General features: G+C 48.1%; 12 protein-coding genes. 5 read left to right on the top strand and 7 right to left on the bottom strand.

Translation table 11 applies throughout. From position 1 onward, the window contains the following. Positions 1-216: 216 nt before the first annotated feature. From J0A67_RS21130 to J0A67_RS21100, 7 genes are all read right to left on the bottom strand, one after another. Positions 217-1,068, bottom strand: a complete 852-nt coding sequence (locus J0A67_RS21130) for a DUF4843 domain-containing protein (RefSeq protein WP_206571381.1) — start codon at positions 1,066-1,068, stop codon at positions 217-219. Positions 1,069-1,081: 13 nt separating this feature from the next. Continuing rightward, entirely contained in the window at positions 1,082-2,533 is a 1,452-nt protein-coding gene (locus J0A67_RS21125) for a RagB/SusD family nutrient uptake outer membrane protein (protein ID WP_206571380.1), read from the bottom strand. A 12-nt stretch (positions 2,534-2,545) separates the two neighbouring features. Beyond that, positions 2,546-5,521 carry a SusC/RagA family TonB-linked outer membrane protein gene (locus tag J0A67_RS21120; RefSeq protein WP_206571379.1) on the bottom strand — a complete coding sequence of 992 codons (2,976 nt, stop codon included), beginning with the start codon at positions 5,519-5,521 and terminating at the stop codon, positions 2,546-2,548. Between the two features lie 438 nt (positions 5,522-5,959). Then, a complete protein-coding gene (locus tag J0A67_RS21115; RefSeq protein ID WP_206571378.1) occupies positions 5,960-7,882 on the bottom strand; it encodes an OmpA family protein in 1,923 nt (640 codons plus the stop codon). A 4-nt stretch (positions 7,883-7,886) separates the two neighbouring features. Beyond that, complete coding sequence (locus tag J0A67_RS21110) at positions 7,887-8,537, bottom strand: 7-carboxy-7-deazaguanine synthase QueE (RefSeq protein ID WP_241265282.1); 651 nt, start codon at positions 8,535-8,537, stop codon at positions 7,887-7,889. A 381-nt stretch (positions 8,538-8,918) separates the two neighbouring features. Further along, positions 8,919-9,356 (bottom strand): GNAT family N-acetyltransferase, encoded by a 438-nt coding sequence (locus tag J0A67_RS21105; RefSeq protein WP_206571377.1) that lies wholly within the window; start codon positions 9,354-9,356, stop codon positions 8,919-8,921. Positions 9,357-9,447: 91 nt separating this feature from the next. Then, positions 9,448-11,037, bottom strand: a complete 1,590-nt coding sequence (locus tag J0A67_RS21100; protein ID WP_206571376.1) for an amidohydrolase — start codon at positions 11,035-11,037, stop codon at positions 9,448-9,450. 171 nt (positions 11,038-11,208) lie between these two features. Between J0A67_RS21100 and leuS the strand changes: the two genes are divergently transcribed. The 5 genes from leuS to J0A67_RS21075 all read left to right on the top strand — a co-directional run bounded on the left by leuS (position 11,209) and on the right by J0A67_RS21075 (position 18,459). Beyond that, positions 11,209-13,983, top strand: a complete 2,775-nt coding sequence (gene leuS, locus J0A67_RS21095) for a leucine--tRNA ligase (RefSeq protein WP_206571375.1) — start codon at positions 11,209-11,211, stop codon at positions 13,981-13,983. 86 nt (positions 13,984-14,069) lie between these two features. Further along, entirely contained in the window at positions 14,070-15,098 is a 1,029-nt protein-coding gene (locus J0A67_RS21090) for a glycosyltransferase family 4 protein (RefSeq protein ID WP_206571374.1), read from the top strand. 700 nt (positions 15,099-15,798) lie between these two features. Further along, on the top strand, positions 15,799-16,962 hold the full coding sequence (locus tag J0A67_RS21085) for a dipeptidase (protein WP_206571373.1): 1,164 nt from the start codon (positions 15,799-15,801) through the stop codon (positions 16,960-16,962). A 3-nt stretch (positions 16,963-16,965) separates the two neighbouring features. After that, on the top strand, positions 16,966-17,691 hold the full coding sequence (locus J0A67_RS21080; protein ID WP_206571372.1) for a VIT1/CCC1 transporter family protein: 726 nt from the start codon (positions 16,966-16,968) through the stop codon (positions 17,689-17,691). 6 nt (positions 17,692-17,697) lie between these two features. Then, on the top strand, positions 17,698-18,459 hold the full coding sequence (locus J0A67_RS21075) for a DUF5995 family protein (RefSeq protein WP_206571371.1): 762 nt from the start codon (positions 17,698-17,700) through the stop codon (positions 18,457-18,459). Positions 18,460-18,466: the final 7 nt, after the last annotated feature.

Here is an 18,466-nt window from a genome sequence, read left to right as displayed (position 1 = left end):
TTTTTAAACTTGTACAAAGTAATTAAAGTTTGCCTATATCCCAGCCCCTTTAGGTTTCTCATGCATTTTGGCATTTTAACCGAACTCTTCTTACCTATCACGGTCATGATCCAAAGGCCTACAACCCATTTCTTTAACTAACTGAAGCGACGACTTTTCGCACAAATCCGAAAAAAAAGAGGGCCGAAGCCCTCCCTTTAATCAATTGACTTGTCGCTATTTTTTAGTCAAAACTATATCTCCCGCATCGCCATAGTCACGATTGGACCAGCTGATGGATATGGTACCGTCTTCGTTTACCACACCGTTAATGGTAAAGGGATCGCCATATCGGTCCGCGTTGGAAGGATCGCCGGTGATTTCCCCACAGGCCTCAGATATTCTTCCCGAAGGAGCAGAGTCATCATAGAGACCCGGATACATACCAAATGAGATGTCATTTACAGAATAAACTCCAGTGCCAGCAGTGGTAAATACTACTTCATCAGATCCAGCTATCACGTAATCGGTAGTGGTCTGACCGGCTCCTCCTTCTCCGTCTCCCAACTGCAGGTACTCCCAAAAAACTGTGTAAGTACCCGCCAATTCTGAGGAACAGATCACCCGGATTGCGACCAAAAGGTCTCCGTAGTTGGTAGAAACCTGTGCACCATTGGCTGCGGTCATCTTCAAAACTAGATCCGGAGTCTCTGCGGGATCAATATTACCCGTCAGCACGGTCACCGGCACGGTGGCTGTAAATTCACCTGCGGGAATCGTGACAGATGCTTCGCTAAATTCATAGTGTACACCCCGTATCGCGGTAGAAGTTGGGTCAACCTCAATATCCACGGTTATCGGCGAGGAGCTATTGGTGGAAACCCTGTTCACCTGCAATTCGACGAGGTCCGTCTGGTCTGCACCCAGCCGAACAAACGAAACCGTTCGTCCGTTGGGCAGTCGTCCATCTTCAAACTCAACAAAGCTGTCTCTTAAGAGTACGTCGTCTCCTTGATCGTCAAAGCAACCGGTCAGCGACGCAGATGCCAAAATCACCGCAAGGAATATAAATATCTTATTGAATTTCATGATCTTCTGATTTTTAGTTGTAACCGGGATTGTTTTCCAGCAGCTCATTGAGCGTGATCTCGTCCTGCGGGATCGGAGCCAATAGTCGGTAGTCGTCAAAAGGAACCGGCTCAAAAGACCCTGCTTTGGAAATGGTCAGCCCATTTCGCTTCAGATCAAACCATCGGTGTCCTTCCAAGGCAAACTCCGTTCTTCTTTCCTTCAGAATCGCTTGAAAAAGGGCATCTCCTGACAGACCGGACAGCGCCACAACCCCTCTTTTGCCTCTCAAAGCATTTAGGTCCGACAATGCACCGGCATTATCTCCTGTCTTCTGTCTCGCTTCAGCTCGGATTAGGTAAAGTTCCGAAGCACGAAGGATGGGAAGGTTTTCCAAAAAGTCGCCTTTGGCACCGAGCCACTTCTTGGACTCATAGACAATCCCATCGGCACCGCTTCTCGTAGTCTCTGCCCACATGGTTTTTCGGATATCGCCTGCATCGTAGGCAGCCAGCAACTCATCGGTAGCAGTCACGATAAACTGGGCACCCGTGTACACATCGGCAGTCAGCGAGCACATGGAGTTGTTTACCCCATCCACCGTGGACCAGTCCACCGATCTGATTTCCATTTCAAATACCGATTCTGGATTGGGAAAAGTATTGAAGGCTGCTTCGTAGCCGGAAGCATCTACCAAGCCAGTACCGCTATTGGTCAGTCCCATGGTTGCCATCGCTTGGGTAGCCATTGCGGCAGCCTCCGCATTTTTGCCCTCGTAGAGATAAACTCTCGACAAGAGCAACTCGGCTGCCCCCTTGGACGCCCGGTAGACTCCCGCGGTCCCCAAAGATGCCGCTCCTAATCCGGAAATAGCCGTATTCAGGTCAGCCTCAATCTGGTCATAGACTTCGCGGTTCGTACTTCTGGATCTGAAGTCCGCATTGGAAAGACCAAGAGTAGGTGTGGTACGCAGAATCACGGAAGCATTCCAGCCGTTCACTTCCCGGCCCGGCTCATAGCCATAGACTCGAGCCAGATCGAAGTAGAACAAGGCTCGGAGGAAAGATGCCTCTCCTTTTAGCTTTGCGCGGAGCGTTTCATCTCCCTCGACCTTGTCGATTTCCGTCAGTAAGATGTTGGCCTCGTTGATTCCCAAAAAGATACCAACACCATCGTTATTTGGATAGGTCCAGAGATTGATGTGCTGGCGGTCCGCATTTGCTTCCTGCCCAATATATCTGCCCGTGTTGGCGATGATCCTTAGGTTATCCGCCATGATCTCAGGCGCGATCATCATGGTTTGCCCGTAGTAGTTGAAGCTTCTGACTCTACCATAGATGGAGAATAATAAGGACTCAAAGCTCTCCACATCAGTGAAAGCCGTCTCGGGGGTCAAGCTTTGCCTTGGCTCTGTCTCCAGCATGCTATCGCAGGATCCGATCAACAAAGCTCCTCCCAGAATAAGTGTTTTAAATATATTTTTCATTCTCGATTCCCTTTAGAAGTTAAGATTGATCCCAGCAGTGATTTGTTTTCCGTTTGGATAGGACCCATAGGTAGAGGTTCCTACGGAGTTGACTTCGGGGTCGATTCCGTTATACTTGGTGAAAGTGGCTAAGTTCATGCCCTGGACAAAAACGCTGGCGCTGCTCATGCCAATTCTGCGTGCCATCTCCGTTCCCAGCGTATATTTCAAAGTTACTTGCTTCAGACGGATATATCCCCCATCGCTTAGTAGTCGGGTTGATTCGGTACCGATATTGGAGGTTCCGGGTGCTTGCCCACCTTCGTAAGGCTTTCCAACCGTGGTGATATCCCCGGGCTGCTTCCAGTAGTCTTCCTGGCTCACAAACTGGTTGTCAGGTCCGGAGCCCCAAGATCCCAGGTTGTAGATATCCGAGTTCCATACCAGGTTCCCAAATTGACCTTGGAAAAACACCTCCAAGCTCAGGGGGCCATAGCTGAAATTATTGGTAAAGCCTCCATAGCTGCTGGGGAGTGCGCTTCCCCTATAGGCAAGGGTGGATTCGCCGGCCACGTAGGTGTAGCTGCCCGCCTCGTCCGAATACATCGCCAAGCCGTTGGCGGGGTTTACGCCCAAGTAGTTGTTCGTATAGAAAAACTCGATAGGCTTGCCTACGATCAGGTCGTTGCCGATTCTGTCCAGGCCGTCGTAAAGGGATAGCAGCTCATTTTCCAAGACAGTGAAATTAAAGGCTGAAGACCACTGGAATTTCCCAGAAACCACATTGGTGGTTTGCAAGTCGAAGTCTATTCCTTGATTTCTCACCTCTCCCGTGTTTCTCGTGATAGTCCCAAAACCTGAGTCCACTGGCAGTGGAGTGTCAAACAACAGTGATTTGGAGTCTTTTCTCCAAAAATCAACAGTTGCGATGATCCGCCCATTGAACATGGTCGCGTCCACGCCGACGTTCATCGTGTGGGCTTCTTCCCAAGTAAGCAAATCATTTCCCAATTGAGAGATAGTCAAGCCCCCATTTCCAAGATATTGTCCGCTTGATCCAACCAAGGTTCTGGACGCGAAATTCGCGATGTCCGAGTTGCCCGTAAGCCCATAAGAAGCTCTAACCCGGAGGTTGTCCAGCCAGGTAGCATCCTGAAGAAATGCTTCCGAAGACATTCTCCAACCCACGGAAAATGCACCGAAGGTTCCCCATTTGTTTTCCGCACCAAATCTGGAAGATCCATCTCTTCGGATCGTCAGATCTGCTGTGTATCTGTCGTCATAGTCATACTTAGCCTGCCCGAAGAAACCAGCTCGTTTGTATTCGGTGTAGTTGGAGTTGACAGCAAAAGGCGTCGCTGCGTTTTGCAGATAGATCAGTGTGGGATTGGGAAATCCACGGCCGGTTGCCGACTGGAGGTCTTCATTTCCCAGCTTATACTCAAAACCCAATACGCCGGAAACGTTGTGAACCTCATTGAAGGTCCTGTTGAAATTGAAGTTGTGGTTCGTGTTGAAATTCGTTTTTCTTCTGGCGGTAAAAACCGATGCTCCACCGTAGGCGGCAAAGACCGGAATAGTCGATGGCCTGTTGTTGATGTCGGCATTGTCGGAGAAGTCCAATCCAAAATAGGAGGTCCAGCTCAGCCAAGGCACAAATTGGTAAGTCAGCGAAAGGTTGGAAACGGTTTGAACCGTCTTGGCATTTCGGACTTCCTCAGTCACCCCTTGGACGATGTTGTAGCCAAACAAGTGGTTCGAGGGATAGGCCGCAAAAGTCCCGTCCTCATTGTAAATCGGCACATTTGGTCTAGCAGAATAGCCCGCGACGAAAGGACCGTTCACAAAATTTCCCCGATCAATCGTCCCGTTGGTAGTCTGATAGGCCAATGAGAGAGCTGCTGATACCGTAAATTTCTGATTGGGCTTGTGGGTCAAATTGAGGCGTCCGGTAGCCCTTTGGTAGTCGGACATGATAATCTGTGCCTCCTGATCAGTATAAGATCCCGAAAGGAAAAAGGTCGTTCTCTCGTCTCCCCCAGACACGGAGAGATCATAGATGCTTACCCTTGCATCCCTGTACAGTTCATCCACCCAGTTATAACTTTCAAGATTTGGATCTTCGGGATCTCCATAGGTCGATGCTGCATTTGCAGGATTAAGCCCTGCGTTGATGTAGGCGTCCCGTTTTATCGTAGCCAGCTGGGTAGCGTCCATCACGTCATAGAGGTTTAGCGGCTTCACTATTCCCTCCTGGACAGACACCCTTACATTGGTCTTCCCTTTTTTTCCTCTCTTGGTCGTGATCAGCACGACCCCGTTGGCCGCCTGAGCACCATAGATTGCAGCGGACGCCGCATCCTTCAGTACTTCGATCGACTCGATGTCATTTGGGTTGATGGAACCCAAAGCGTTTTGTGAACCCTGTCCAGACAGGCCTCCGCCCTGAACCTGCACACCATCTACTATATAGAGGGGCTCATTGCTGGCATTGACAGAGCCTGTTCCACGAATTCTGACATTCAAGGCACCGCCCGGCTGTCCCGTAGATGAAGTGACCTGCACACCCGCGATCCTTCCCTGCATCGCTCGGTCAAAAGATTGGACGGGAAGATCCTGAAACACCTCGCCCTTTACAGAGGACACCGCACCCGTCATCTCCCGTTTGGATTGGTCACCGTAGGAGGTGATCACAAATTCGGACAGAGACTGCACGTCCGGCTCCATTGCTACGGTGATGTCCGTGAGATTCCCGATCACCACTTCCTGCGTAGTCATCCCCACGAAACTTATGACCAAAATATTGCTTCCGGCGGGGACGTTAATCGAAAACTTGCCATCTATATCCGTGGCCGTCCCGATGGTGGTCCCCTTGACCAGAACTGTCGCTCCCGGCACTCCCATATCATCCTCCACGGAGGTGACGGTACCGGTGATCACACGATTTTGAGCAAACGCCGCAACGCCTACAAAAAACAGCATGAGTCCTAGAAGTAAAACTTTCCTCATAATTTTTGTTTTTGGTTGAAGATTATAACAAGTACTATCGCCCGAACTCTGACATTCTGCTTGAAGTACCGGTAAGAATGTACAAAAGTTTATGAGAACTGGCAAATAATATCCACGCCTTTATAAACCTTTTTAGAATATCATTCTGTTAAATGAAAAATTACGGACTGAATCAGATTATTATTTCGAGAAGCAAATGTTAACAAAAGTTAATTCTCACAAAAAAATGTCCTGAAAATCAAAAAATACATGAATGGTAGACCGAAAGTCCGTTACGGACGATTGCGACTAGATCCTCAGTCAGTTGTTGGCTTTAGGATTGAGCAACAAAATCCTTCAAAAAATTGCCAAGATGCTAGCTTTCAACGACCTAAAATTGGCATACCCGAAAGCCATAAAAAAAAAAACGCATGAGCGGGCTGAAGCGACTGAGGAAAGTCAAAGGATTTTGATGGTGATACGCCTATTCAGGGCCTGGTTTTTGGGACTGGTATTTGGAACCATCGGCTCCTTGTCACCCTTGCCTTCCACCATCACCCGCCCGGGATGAAGGCCGGCAGCGACCAAAAACGACTGCACACTTGTGGCCCTCTGCAGACTTAGCGTTTGATTGTAGGCTTCACTCCCGACATTATCGGTATGGCCCGTGATCAGGATGTTCACGTTGGGATTTTCAAGCAAGAATTTCAAGAGACGGGTAAGCGAAGACTTTGATTCAGGCTTCAAGTCATATTTGTCAAACTCAAAAAACACGTTTTCGAACACAAACTCCTCACCCGGCCCAACGGGAGTCAGCTCCACTTTGAGATCCTTTACGTTTTGGATCTTGTCCCGCTCCACATTGTAGATTTTTGGCAGGAAGCCCTTCTTTTCCACATATAGCCCAGACACGGCATTTTCCGGGTAGAGCATCATGAATTCGCCGGTTTTTCCGTCGGACTGAAACTGGTACAGCGTACTGTCATTCGTCAATGACACCAGCGACAGGGTCGCATCTACGGGCTGCCCAGTTTTGGCGTTGAAAACCTTCCCTTCCGTTACGGTCAGATTTTCCCCCAAGTAAATTTCCTCGGGAAACTTAAAACGGTAGAGCAAAGACCGGTCATTTTCATCTTCTTCCGAAGAAAGCTCGGTGTAGTAGGCATAGTCTTTTTTGGCCGTGATGAAAAGTGCCACCTGCTCCAACTGGTCATTGATGGGAAGTCCTAGATTTTCGGGTTTTTGGAATTCCCCATTTTTCACCCTCGAAAGAAAAATATCCATCCCCCCAAAGCCGAAATGCCCATCCGAGGCAAAAAAAAGGATCTCGTTGTTGAAAAACATAAAAGGCGATATCTCATCCTTTGGTGTATTCACCACGTCCCCGAGGTTTTTGGCATCCGACCAGGAACCGTCGTTTTGACGGACGCTGTACCAGATATCATTGCCACCAAATCCCCCGCGACGATTGGAGGAAAAAAACAAAATCCGCCCGTCGGCAGACAGCGAGGGCTGCGAGTCCCAAGACCGGGAATTTACTTTGGCTCCCATATTGGTAGGGCGTTCCCAGGCCCCATTTACCTTGTAGGCCACGTAGAGGTCACAGCTCCCCTGAGAGTCCGGGGCATCGCAGGAGGTATAGATCAGTATCTTTCCGTCTGCCGTCACCGAGCAAGTGCCTTCGTTGTATAGGGAATTGATAGTCTGGGCTAAGCTGCGAGGGCTGGTCCAGCCGTCGTCGCCATTCGAAAACGCAGTGAAAATATCCTCCTTGTCAAAATTTCCCGTACCGTCTCTTTTCGTAAAAAGGATCTGCTCGCCGTCAGCGGTCAGTACTGGAAAATACTGGAGATTGAATTCATTCAAAGGGGACTTCAGTATCTCCTTCTCGATTGAGCGGATATCACCCAGCTGCGTTCCCAAAAAATCCATCTGGCTTTTCATCTGGGTGTAGTACATGGACTTTTTGAATGCTTCGTCAAAAAGTGGATCCACTTCCTGAAACTGCCGGAAAGCTTCCGTGAATTTGCCCTGCTTGAGATAGAGGTTTGAAAAAAGCCAGCCGAAATCCGCCGAATTCTTGGGGGTAGCATTCTTTCCGCCAAGCTTAGATTTTCCTGCAACGGCTATTTTTTCAGCCTCACCCAGTCTACCTTGGGTGATCAGCAATTGGGAGGCTTTGACATAGGCTTCCAAAAACGATGCCTCCCTTGCTATTGCTGCCTGATACTTCGCCAGCGCTTCATCGTAGCGCCTCGCAAGGGTCAGCTCTTCGCCTTCTTGATAAAACTTGATTGCCCGGCCATCTATAATCGAGTAGGTCTGGGCTTCAGCTCGCAGAAAGAAGAAAAACAGAATGGCAAAGAGAAAAACAGGGCGCATTTACTTATGGAATGTCCATAAATTTATGCGTTTGCAGAGATATTTTCCAATTTGGGTGGTTTTTAACGTACTCGACGATCTCGGGAATGAAAAGCGTAGCCTTACTCCACTCAGGCTGGAGGCGCAGTTCACACAGGGGACTTACTTTGGCGGCATGCTCTTCGGCAAAGGCAAAATCGCTTTTGTTGAAGACTACTGCCTTGAGTTCGTCGGCATGCTTGTAGATGGATGGATGCGGTTTTTTGAATTTCTTTGGTGAAAAGCAAACCCAGTCAAAGTCGCCCGAAAGAGGATGCGCGCCGGAAGTTTCAATGTTGGTGGTGAAGCCTTTTTCCTTCAAAAGCTTAGTCAGCGGACCCAAATCGTACATCAAAGGTTCACCTCCGGTGATCACGGCCAATCGGCCGGGGTGGGCCAAGGCATCCTCCACGATCTGCTCGATAGCCAAAACCGGCCACTTTTCCGCTTCCCAACTTTCCTTCACATCGCACCAGACGCAGCCCACATCACAGCCTCCCAGCCGGATAAAATAGGCCGGATAGCCTGTAAATCTGCCTTCTCCTTGGATGGTATAAAACGCCTCCATGATCGGAAGCTGTAGGCCGGCGGCCACTAATTCTTGTTTGCTCGACGCGATGAGTTCTAGAGTCTTCATGAATTTTTGGTAAAGCGGGCGATTGAACCGCTGGTGAATGAGAATGCAAAAATAGCAAAAAATGTGTTTTCAGAAACCGAAAGGCAAAGACTCCCCCATTTCGACACGAAATCAGTTAAGGAATTCGACGATCTTTTTCCTGTTAAAGTAGAGTAAACCAATTATTCCAGTAAACTTAAAAATGATGGCGCAGGCCAAAATAATATCCCCATTCGGGTTTCCATTTATTTTGAAGTAACTACCGAGAATAGCACCCCAAAAACTCAGAAGAATAAGTTTCAGCATTTGCTTGTTGCTTTTTTTCATGGTTGCGAAAGCCTATAAGATTCCCTTTCCCGAAGATAAACAATCCAAAAAGCTTAACAACTATAAATTTATAAATCACAAATCCTTTCCCATCACTATCCGATAATCTTCCACTCCTCCCTTCGGCAAAACCTCGATGATCTTGAAGCCACGGCTTAGCCCGAAGCATATCATGGCCGGAAAGCGGTTTCTCGTTTTGAAAAAGACAGATTTGAAGCCTTGCTCTCTAGCCCATTTCTCTTGGTATTCCGCCAATGCATCAGCGACTCCGTGTTTTCTGAAATCGGGAAGCACTCCTCCCATCCAGGAATAAAATGTATTGGGTGTTTCGCTCTGATACCCAACCTTAAAACCCAATAGCCCTTCTTGGTTTTCCGCTACCAAAGCCAAGTAAAGACGGTGCCTCAATCGGTCTTCATAAAAATTGAGGGAAGCCTTTCCGGGAAACTCCGGGATGTGCTCATGCACCCATAGGAGTTCTTCCAGAGAGGCTTCCCTGATTATGAAATTCATTGGATTTGAAACTTGAGACATTGAAAAACTCTTGCGAACCAGCTATCTAATTTAGCTGCTTGCCGTTTCAATTTTCAAATCCGCCCATTTTTCAATCTTTTTTCACTGTTGGGTAGGTCACGCCCAGCTGCTCCAAGTAGGTATCGTACTTGGTTTCGTCATAGTAGTACTTCTCCAACTCGGGACGGAAGCGCTTCATCGTCTCCGTATTAAGATAGATCGGTGCTGGATCATCTTGGTTAATCATTGGTTTGTAAGTTTCCTCTTTGGTCTGGACGTTTTTGAAGTAATCCCAAGCCTGATCCACCAATTCCGGCTTCAACAGAAAATCCAAAATAGTCATCGCTTCAGCTTTGGCACCGGCAGTCACCCCTTTGTGCGCAATCGGTGTAGCCATGGCAATAGCATTGCTCCAGTGGTGGCCGGGCAGGCCTGGGATATTAGACGGAAACCTCAAGGTCACAGTAGGCACCACCCAAGAAACATCCCCAATATCATCCGAACCTCCAGAGATCGGTTCCTTCACCGGCAAGCCCAGGGTGTCCAATTTGGTAGCCAGCCCCTCTTCTTTGGAACCCTGTTCCTTCTGAGCGGCTTTTGCCAAGGTTTGGTCTTTTTCATCCCATTCCGGAAGCCCTACTTTCAAGATGTTTTGATACATCGTCTCGGCGATCGTCTTGTTGAAGTGGCGTGGCCAAGCGGTTCCAACTATTTTGGAGGTCATGGTAGTCCCCGTCATGAGCGCGGCACCTGCGGCAATATCATTGGCTTGGGCGTACATCTCCATGATGCCATCGTATTTCACGTCTCGGAAGTAGTACCAAATCGAAGCTTGGGACGGGACCACATTTGGTTGGTCTCCCCCGTCGGTAATCACCGAGTGGGAACGCTTGAGCGGATGCAAATGCTCGCGCTTGTAGTTCCATCCGATATTCATCAGCTCAGTCGCATCTGCGGCGCTTTTTCCTCTCCATGGAGCTCCAGCAGAATGTGCAGCATCTCCCGAGAAGGTGTATTCTACAGAAATCAAACCCGTTCCGGAAGCTTGGCCATAGCTAACTCCGAGATTATTGGCCACGTGGGTGAAAATACAGATATCCACTCCGTCAAACTTTCCGTCTCGCGTAAACCAAGCTTTAGCTGCTACCAATTCTTCAGCAATTCCAGGCCAAAGAACCAACGTCCCGCCGATATTTTCGCGCTCCATGATTTGCTTGACAGCAAGTGCTGCCGTGATATTCAACGGAATTCCTGCATTGTGACCTTCCCCATGGCCAGGAGCTCCCTCCACGATCGGCTTGTGATAGGCTACACCTGGATATTGGGATGCTTTCGGAATATCATCCACATCAGACCCCAAAGCGATGACAGGTCCCTCTCCGTTACTCCAGGTCGCAAACCATGCGGTAGGAATCCCAGACACGCCATTTTCTATCTTGAAACCATTTTTCTCAAGTATGCCAGTAAGGTATTTGGAAGATTCGATCTCTTGAAAACCCAGTTCCGCAAAGCTGAAAATCTTATCGACCATCACCTGACTTTGCTTGTGATTGGCCTGTACGATTTCTGCTACCTCAGTCTTGAGGGCTTCGATTTGCTTGGTAGAGTATTTTTTTTGGGGAAAAGCCGAAAGGCAAACTCCAGCTGCCAGTGCAAAGGCTAACAGTAATTTCTTTCTCATAAGGTCGGTTGGTTAGGTTTTGGAAAATACAAAAAAGCCCCAAGTGTCTGAAACAAAATTGACCAGTGGCAAAAAGCCCGATTTGAGAGGAATTGGAAAATTGCCTACCAAAGCCGCCTGATTTTTCTATTTTTGCAGGCATTCAGTCAAAAAATCAAGAATATTTCAATCATGGCGGATTACAACTTCCGGGAAATCGAGCAGAAATGGCAAAGCTATTGGAATGAGAAGGGCACTTTCAAGGCGGAAGTCGACCCCAACCGACCTAAGTTCTACTCCCTGGATATGTTTCCCTACCCCTCCGGAGCCGGTCTACACGTCGGCCATCCACTGGGATACATCGCATCGGATATCGTGAGCCGGTTCAAGGCCCTAAAGGGATTCAACGTCCTGCATCCTATGGGCTATGATTCCTTTGGTCTGCCAGCTGAACAATACGCCATTCAGACCGGACAGCATCCTGCCATCACTACCGAACAAAACATTTCTCGCTATACCGAGCAGTTGAAAAACATCGGTTTTGCCTTTGATTGGGACCGGGAGGTAAGAACCTCCGATCCTGCCTACTACAAGTGGACGCAGTGGATCTTTATGCAGCTCTTCAAGAGCTATTATGATTTGGATGCGAATAAGGCTCTTTCAATCGACTCCTTAATTTCCCGATTTGAGACTTTGGGCAATAAAGGGGTAAATGCTGTGAGCGATGAGGACACTCCGACATTTTCCGCTGAGGACTGGAAGGCATTCTCGGTAAAGGAAAAGCAGGAAATGTTGCTCAAATACCGTCTAACCTTCCTTGCTGAAACCACCGTCAACTGGTGTGCCGCTTTGGGAACAGTACTTTCCAACGACGAGGTGAAAGATGGCTTCTCCGAAAGAGGCGGCCATCCCGTGGAGCGCAAAAAGATGATGCAATGGTCCATGCGGATCACCGCCTACGCCGATCGCCTGCTACAAGGACTTGACCGGGTCGATTGGGCAGAACCCATCAAGGAAATGCAGCGCAACTGGATCGGAAAGTCGATCGGAGCCGAGGTGATTTTTCAAGTGAAGGGATCGGACCAAACCATCAAAGTCTTTACGACCCGCGTGGACACTATTTATGGAGTGACTTACCTGGCTTTGGCACCGGAATCGGAGCTGGCGGCTAGCCTGATCACCGAAGGTCAGCGTGCGATTGCCGAGGCCTATATAGAAGTGGCCAAAAACCGCTCAGAGCGCGAGCGAATGAGCGATGTGAAGACCATTTCCGGAGCTTTCACTGGCTCCTATGCCATCAATCCATTCAATGGGGAGGAAATCCAAATCTGGGTAGCTGATTATGTGCTGGCTGGATACGGAACAGGCGCCGTAATGGCCGTTCCTGCGCACGATGAGCGAGACTACAACTTTGCAAAGCACTTTGGCTTGGAGATCCGCCAAGTGATTGACGGTTCCATGGAAAATGGTTCTTTCCCAGGCAAAGGCGGCTTCATCATCAACTCCGGCTTTATATCCAACCTGTACATGAAAGACGCGATGGCCAAGGCCATTGAGTTTTTGGAGGAGAAAGGCATAGGCAAAGGCAAAATCCAATACCGGATGAGGGACGCGATCTTTACGCGTCAGCGCTACTGGGGTGAGCCGCTTCCGGTTTATTTCAAGGACGGCCTGCCTTATCTGATCGAGGAAAAAGACTTGCCTTTGGTATTGCCTGAGGTAGACAAATATTTGCCGACCGAAGACGGAGAACCGCCTTTGGGACGTGCAAAAGACTGGACTTACAAAACGGCGGAGGGAGAATTTCCTTTGGAAATGTCCACCATGCCAGGTTGGGCCGGTTCCAGCTGGTACTTCTTCCGCTACATGGATACGAAAAACAATTCGGTGTTTGCTGACAAAGCCAAAACGGATTACTGGGGGGCAGTAGACCTCTATATCGGAGGTTCGGAACATGCCACGGGACACCTGCTGTATTCCAGATTCTGGACGAAGTTCTTGCATGATATAGGGGCTGTCCATATCGATGAGCCTTTCCAAAAAATGATCAACCAAGGGATGATCCAAGGTAGATCCAACTTCGTGTACCGAGTCAAAGGAAGCAACCAGTTCGTGAGCTACGGACTGAAGGATCAATACGATTCCTTTGCCATGCACGTAGACGTAAACATCGTGCACAACGATCAGCTGAACCTGGAAAAATTCAAAGCCTGGAGACCGGACTTGGCCGATGCGAAATTTATCCTGGAAGATGGCAAATACATCTGCGGCTCTGAGGTCGAAAAAATGTCCAAGTCCAAGTACAATGTGGTCAATCCGGACGACATCATCGAGCGGTACGGCGCCGACACGCTTCGCTTGTATGAGATGTTCTTGGGGCCTTTGGAGCAGTTCAAGCCTTGGAACACCAACGGGATCGACGGCGTGTTCAAGTTTTTGAGAAAGCTCTGGAACCTGTACCACAATGCAGCTGGCGAATTCTCTGTTTCCGATGCCCCAGCGAGCAAAGAAGAATTGAAAGCCTTGCACAAAGCCATCAAAAAGATGGAAGAGGATATGGCCAACCATTCCTTTAACACTTCCGTGTCCAGCTTCATGATCTGCGTGAATGAGCTGACTGCGTTGAAATCCAACAAGCGGGAGATCTTGGAACCCTTGGCGGTATTGATTTCTCCTTATGCTCCGCACATCGCCGAGGAGCTCTGGGCACTACTAGGTCATCAGGAGTCTATCACAAAGTCTTCTTTTCCTGATTTCAAAGAAGAGTACTTGGTAGAGAGCGCGTTTGAGTACCCGGTGATGATCAATGGCAAGATGCGCGCTAAAATCAACCTTTCCCTTTCGCTCTCCGTTCAGGAGATCGAAAAAGCCGCGCTCTCCGACGAAGGCGTTCAAAAGTGGCTGGAAGGCAAGGCACCAAAAAAAGCGATCATCGTGCCAGGTAAGATTGTAAACCTCGTCTTATAAAAACAGACAAAACCAAAGGAAAAGGGGAGCGTTGTTTCCCCTTTTTCATTTTCTAAATTACCTTCAAGTTGCCTTTCTAATAAAGCATGATCATTTATACCTTCCCTATTCGCACCACTTTTATCGATCGGGATTTGGAAATGATCAGCCCAGTTGCCAAGATCCGGCCGCTGGTTTTCACCAATCAGCCCACCCAACTCCCCTTCTACTTTTTCCTCCAGTTCTTCCAGCTACTTTGGTTTTTGCCCAAAACAGATCAATACCTATGCTTTTTTGGGGGATACCACAGTGTTTTGCCCGTATGGTTTGGAAAGGTCTTTGGAAAAAAGTGTACCATTCAAGCAGGCGGCATGGACTGCATGAATATGCCGGAAATAGGCTATGGGAATTTCCGGAAAAAATGGCTTAGAAAAGCGACCGTTTACTCTTTCAAAAATTGTAGCCAAATCCTTCCCGTAGCCGCGTCCCTTGTCCAACATGACTATCGATACGATCCACGAATCAACCCAAAGCAGGGCCTTTTGAACTTGATTCCCACCTTAAAAACCCCCATTCAAGTCGTTCACAATGGCTTCGATACCGATTTTTGGAAACAGCTGAATTTTGAAAGACATCCAAAAAGCTTCATATCGGTTGCCACCGGAACCTCCACTACTTCCCGAGCTATTGTCAAAGGCTATGACCTGATCGAAATGTTGGCCGAAAACCACCCCGATTGGAGCTTTACTCTAGTCGGGGACAAAGACTACCGTTCCCGTAACTCAAACGTGAAGGTATTGGGAAAATTGAGCCCTATGCAGCTCAAAGAGCTCTACAACAAACATCAATTTTACCTTCAGCTTTCAACCTCAGAAGGCTTTCCAAACGCCCTGGGTGAAGCAATGGCCTGCGGCTGCATTCCAATTGGTTCAGCAGTAGGAGCGATTCCAGAAATCATTGGAACAAGCGGCTTGGTTCTGCAAAGAAAAGACCTGCAGCTCCTAGAAGATGAGTTGGAGAATCTGTTCAAAAAGGACCTCGACCACCTTTCCCAAGAGAACTCGAAGAGAATTGCCTTGGAATTCAATTTTGACAAAAGGAAAAGCTCGCTCCTTTCCAGCCTAGGTCTCTCCTAGCACTCACATCAACCCGAAATTTTTCCGATAGATCGCCTCATGGAGATCTGAATTCAATCGAATAGCATCACGAGTTTCCAAAAAAGGATTGGAATACTATTCTATCACCAACAAAGTCCCTACCATGGAAATCTGTCTCCAATTCAAAAAATCGCATTCCAGACTTCCATAAAAATTTACATTAAGCCCTCTGAAATAATAAGTTCCGCCTTGGATCGCGTCCCAAAAATCGGGTAACAGTTTCCTAACCAAAATCTCCAGTTTCCAAATTTTCAAAAAGGAATCCTCCTATTTGCGAGCAAATTCAGAATCTTCTAAAATCCAAGATTTTACAAATGGAAAAACCAGTTTTTTAACTTTTTACAAAAAAATCATGCAATGGGATACTTTTTTAAACCGATTTTTCAAAAGTTCACAAAATACCAAAACAAAGAGATATAAAAAAAGGGAGCCTTTTTGAAAATAGGCTCCCGGTTAGGGTTTATTGTTAATGGATTAAAACCATATAAACTTTGGCATTAGGCTAGGTTGAGCTATGTTTTAGTATGCAAAAGTTTCTTAAACCTAAGAAAAGACTTCAAATATTCAAAACTTCAATAAAAAAAACCGGATTTTTTTTCTTCAATCCAAAACTAAGATTGTCCAACGCCAAACCACAGGCATTGAATTTTTCATTTAACTTGAACCAAAACCCACCCAGATGAAAAAGACCTTCCTTTTTGCCGGCGTAATCTTGGCCCTATATCTAGCCGGCATTGCCTTTATCCCACCCTACATCGAAGCTCAAAGAAACCCAGTAACTCAAAGCTCTCCTTATTCGGTTTCCTTGGAAGCCCGACAATTGTATGGACGATTGGATTTTATCGCGGACCTTCATTGCGACGCCTTATTGTGGGGAAGAGATCTGACCCAGCGGGGTTCACGCGGACACGTGGATTTCCCTAGGATGCGCGACTCAAATGTCGCCCTAGAGATGTTCACCATTGTGTCGAAGTCTCCCTCTGGCCAAAATATGAAGAAAAATTCCTCCGACACCTTTGACAATATCACTCCCCTTACAATTGCCAAAGGCGAAGGGCCATGGAACTGGTTCAGCCTCATTAAACGAACTCTTTCCCAATCAGAAGCCTTATCGGATTTTGTGGAAAAAGAAGAAGGGAACGCTATTTTCATCCGTTCGAAAAAAGAACTGGAACAGCTCATCGAGGCAAGAATGTCCAACAAAGAGGTCATAGGAGCTATGCTCGGCATCGAAGGTGGACATGCGATCGAAGGCTCGCTCGAAAATCTGGAAAAAGTCTATCAGGCAGGAGTGCGCATGATAGGCCCCACCCACTTTTTCGACAATGAATTCGGTGGATCCGCACATGGGGAAAACAACGAAGGGCTGACAGAATTTGGGAAGTCTGCCATCAGAAGAATGAATGAGCTTGGGATTTTCATCGACCTGGCCCACTCCTCGCCTGCCATCGTGGACGATGTATTGGACCTAAGTACAAAGCCCGTGATCATCTCGCATACCGGCGTGCGCGGAGTGCTGGACTCACAGCGCAATCTGAGCGACGAACAGATCAGAAAGATCGCCGACAAAGGCGGGATTATCGGCATCGCTTTTTTTGACGGTGCGGTCGGCAGTCCAGAGCTTCCAAATATCATCGCGTCCATCAAATATGTGAGGGACTTGGTTGGAGTTCGATATGTTGCCCTTGGCTCTGACTATGATGGTTCGGTAAGTGTGCCTTTCGACATTACTGGCTTACCATTGATCGTCGAAGGGCTGATGGAATCCGGCTTCACCGAAGAGGAAATCCGATCCGTCATGGGAGAAAATGTGAAACGATTTCTCCTCGAAAATCTCGAATAAGGCATGAAAGAGAGTAAAATCCACCAACAGTCTGCCAGGTTTGGTAAGATCCAAGAATACCTCGGGGAATTCGTATACGGCGGGATAGACGGCGCAGTTACCACATTTGCCGTGGTGGCTGGGGGATTTGGCGCGAATCTGGATTCGGGAATACTCATCATCCTTGGCTTCGCCAATTTGTTTGCGGACGGGTTCTCGATGTCGGTGGGCGCATATCTTTCTGCCAAAAGCGAGCGGGACAACTATACCAAGCATGAAAAAATCGAATACTGGGAAGTGGAAAACCTACCGGAAACAGAGCGCAGGGAAATCGAGCAGATCTATCGAGAGAAGGGATTTGTGGGAGATCTTCTGGATAAAATCGTTGACCACATCTGCTCGGACAAGCATCTTTGGGTTGCGGAAATGATGAAGGATGAACTCGAAATGATCCGCGACACCAAGAGTCCTTTCACCATAGGTTTGGCGACTTTGGTGTCCTTCGTCTCGGTCGGACTTATTCCCCTCCTGATCTATCTCTGGGACTTCTTTTTCCCCACGGAGAGGGATATCTTTTTCTGGACTTGCGTCTTGACTGGGTTCGCCTTTTTGGTCGTCGGCTGGCTGAAAAGCTACGTCAATCAGACATCCGCGATCAGGAGCATTAGCGAGACTTTTGCGTTGGGTGCACTTGCGGCTGTTGTGGCCTATTTTGTCGGTGATATCCTCGAAGCATTTTTTATCAAATAACTGAATATGAATACCATCCACGACGTGCTGCTCCGAATGGACCAGATTGTAGATGAATGTAAATCCAAGCAGTCCCGAATCGGCTACTTCGCAATATTGTACCGGCAGGTCACCCGAAGAGTCAGGGACGGCATACTGGCTGGGGAATTTGAAGACAATCCGAGAATGGAGGTGTTGGACGTATGTTTTGCGAAGCGCTTCATCGACGCGTATGAGCTCTGGCAGCAGGGCGCGGGCTGCACCGAAAGCTGGCGACTGGCCTTTGAAGCAAGCAAAGAGGCAAAACACCTCGTACTACAACATCTATTTCTGGGCATCAATGCCCACATCAATCTGGATCTGGGGATCGCCGCCGCCGAAACGATGGCGGAAAAAGAGCTTTCCGGGATACAGGGCGACTTTAATCAAATCAATTCCCTTTTGGCTGAGTTGGTCGATGGGGTCAAAAGCAACATCAGCAAAGTCTCCCCTATCTTCGGCTGGCTGATTCCCCTGGCAAAGGGCAGGGACGAAATGCTCCTCAACTTCTCCATACAGATTGCCAGAAACGGTGCCTGGAAATACGCTGGTGAATATCATGCCGACAACAACAAAGCTTTTCAGATTCAGGATCGGGACCAAAACATTTCGGCTTTGGCAAGAAAACTAATCAGTCCAGGCAAGTTCTTGGCATTCCTGGTTAAGATTGTCTGCTTTGCCGAGTGGAAGTCGGTAAGCCGAACCATGGATCAGCTGGACGTGGTAATCGACAAGGCAGTGAGTCAATAGTTGTCTT

It is taken from the genome of Algoriphagus aestuariicola (assembly GCF_017254835.1).
In the GTDB taxonomy this organism is placed as follows: Bacteria; Bacteroidota; Bacteroidia; order Cytophagales; family Cyclobacteriaceae; genus Algoriphagus; species Algoriphagus aestuariicola.
This window is presented reverse-complemented; position numbering and strand designations above follow the sequence as displayed.

What these genes read in the sequence shown, in the direction of transcription:
- J0A67_RS21090 (WP_206571374.1), top strand. Translation starts at nt 14,070, where the DNA reads ATGATCATTTATACCTTCCCTATTCGCACCACTTTTATCGATCGGGAT.
- J0A67_RS21080 (WP_206571372.1), top strand. Translation starts at nt 16,966, where the DNA reads ATGAAAGAGAGTAAAATCCACCAACAGTCTGCCAGGTTTGGTAAGATC.
- J0A67_RS21105 (WP_206571377.1), bottom strand. Translation starts at nt 9,356, where the DNA reads ATGAATTTCATAATCAGGGAAGCCTCTCTGGAAGAACTCCTATGGGTG.
- J0A67_RS21110 (WP_241265282.1), bottom strand. Translation starts at nt 8,537, where the DNA reads ATGAAGACTCTAGAACTCATCGCGTCGAGCAAACAAGAATTAGTGGCC.
- J0A67_RS21120 (WP_206571379.1), bottom strand. Translation starts at nt 5,521, where the DNA reads ATGAGGAAAGTTTTACTTCTAGGACTCATGCTGTTTTTTGTAGGCGTT.
- J0A67_RS21075 (WP_206571371.1), top strand. Translation starts at nt 17,698, where the DNA reads ATGAATACCATCCACGACGTGCTGCTCCGAATGGACCAGATTGTAGAT.
- leuS (WP_206571375.1), top strand. Translation starts at nt 11,209, where the DNA reads ATGGCGGATTACAACTTCCGGGAAATCGAGCAGAAATGGCAAAGCTAT.
- J0A67_RS21115 (WP_206571378.1), bottom strand. Translation starts at nt 7,882, where the DNA reads ATGCGCCCTGTTTTTCTCTTTGCCATTCTGTTTTTCTTCTTTCTGCGA.
- J0A67_RS21125 (WP_206571380.1), bottom strand. Translation starts at nt 2,533, where the DNA reads ATGAAAAATATATTTAAAACACTTATTCTGGGAGGAGCTTTGTTGATC.
- J0A67_RS21085 (WP_206571373.1), top strand. Translation starts at nt 15,799, where the DNA reads ATGAAAAAGACCTTCCTTTTTGCCGGCGTAATCTTGGCCCTATATCTA.
- J0A67_RS21130 (WP_206571381.1), bottom strand. Translation starts at nt 1,068, where the DNA reads ATGAAATTCAATAAGATATTTATATTCCTTGCGGTGATTTTGGCATCT.
- J0A67_RS21100 (WP_206571376.1), bottom strand. Translation starts at nt 11,037, where the DNA reads ATGAGAAAGAAATTACTGTTAGCCTTTGCACTGGCAGCTGGAGTTTGC.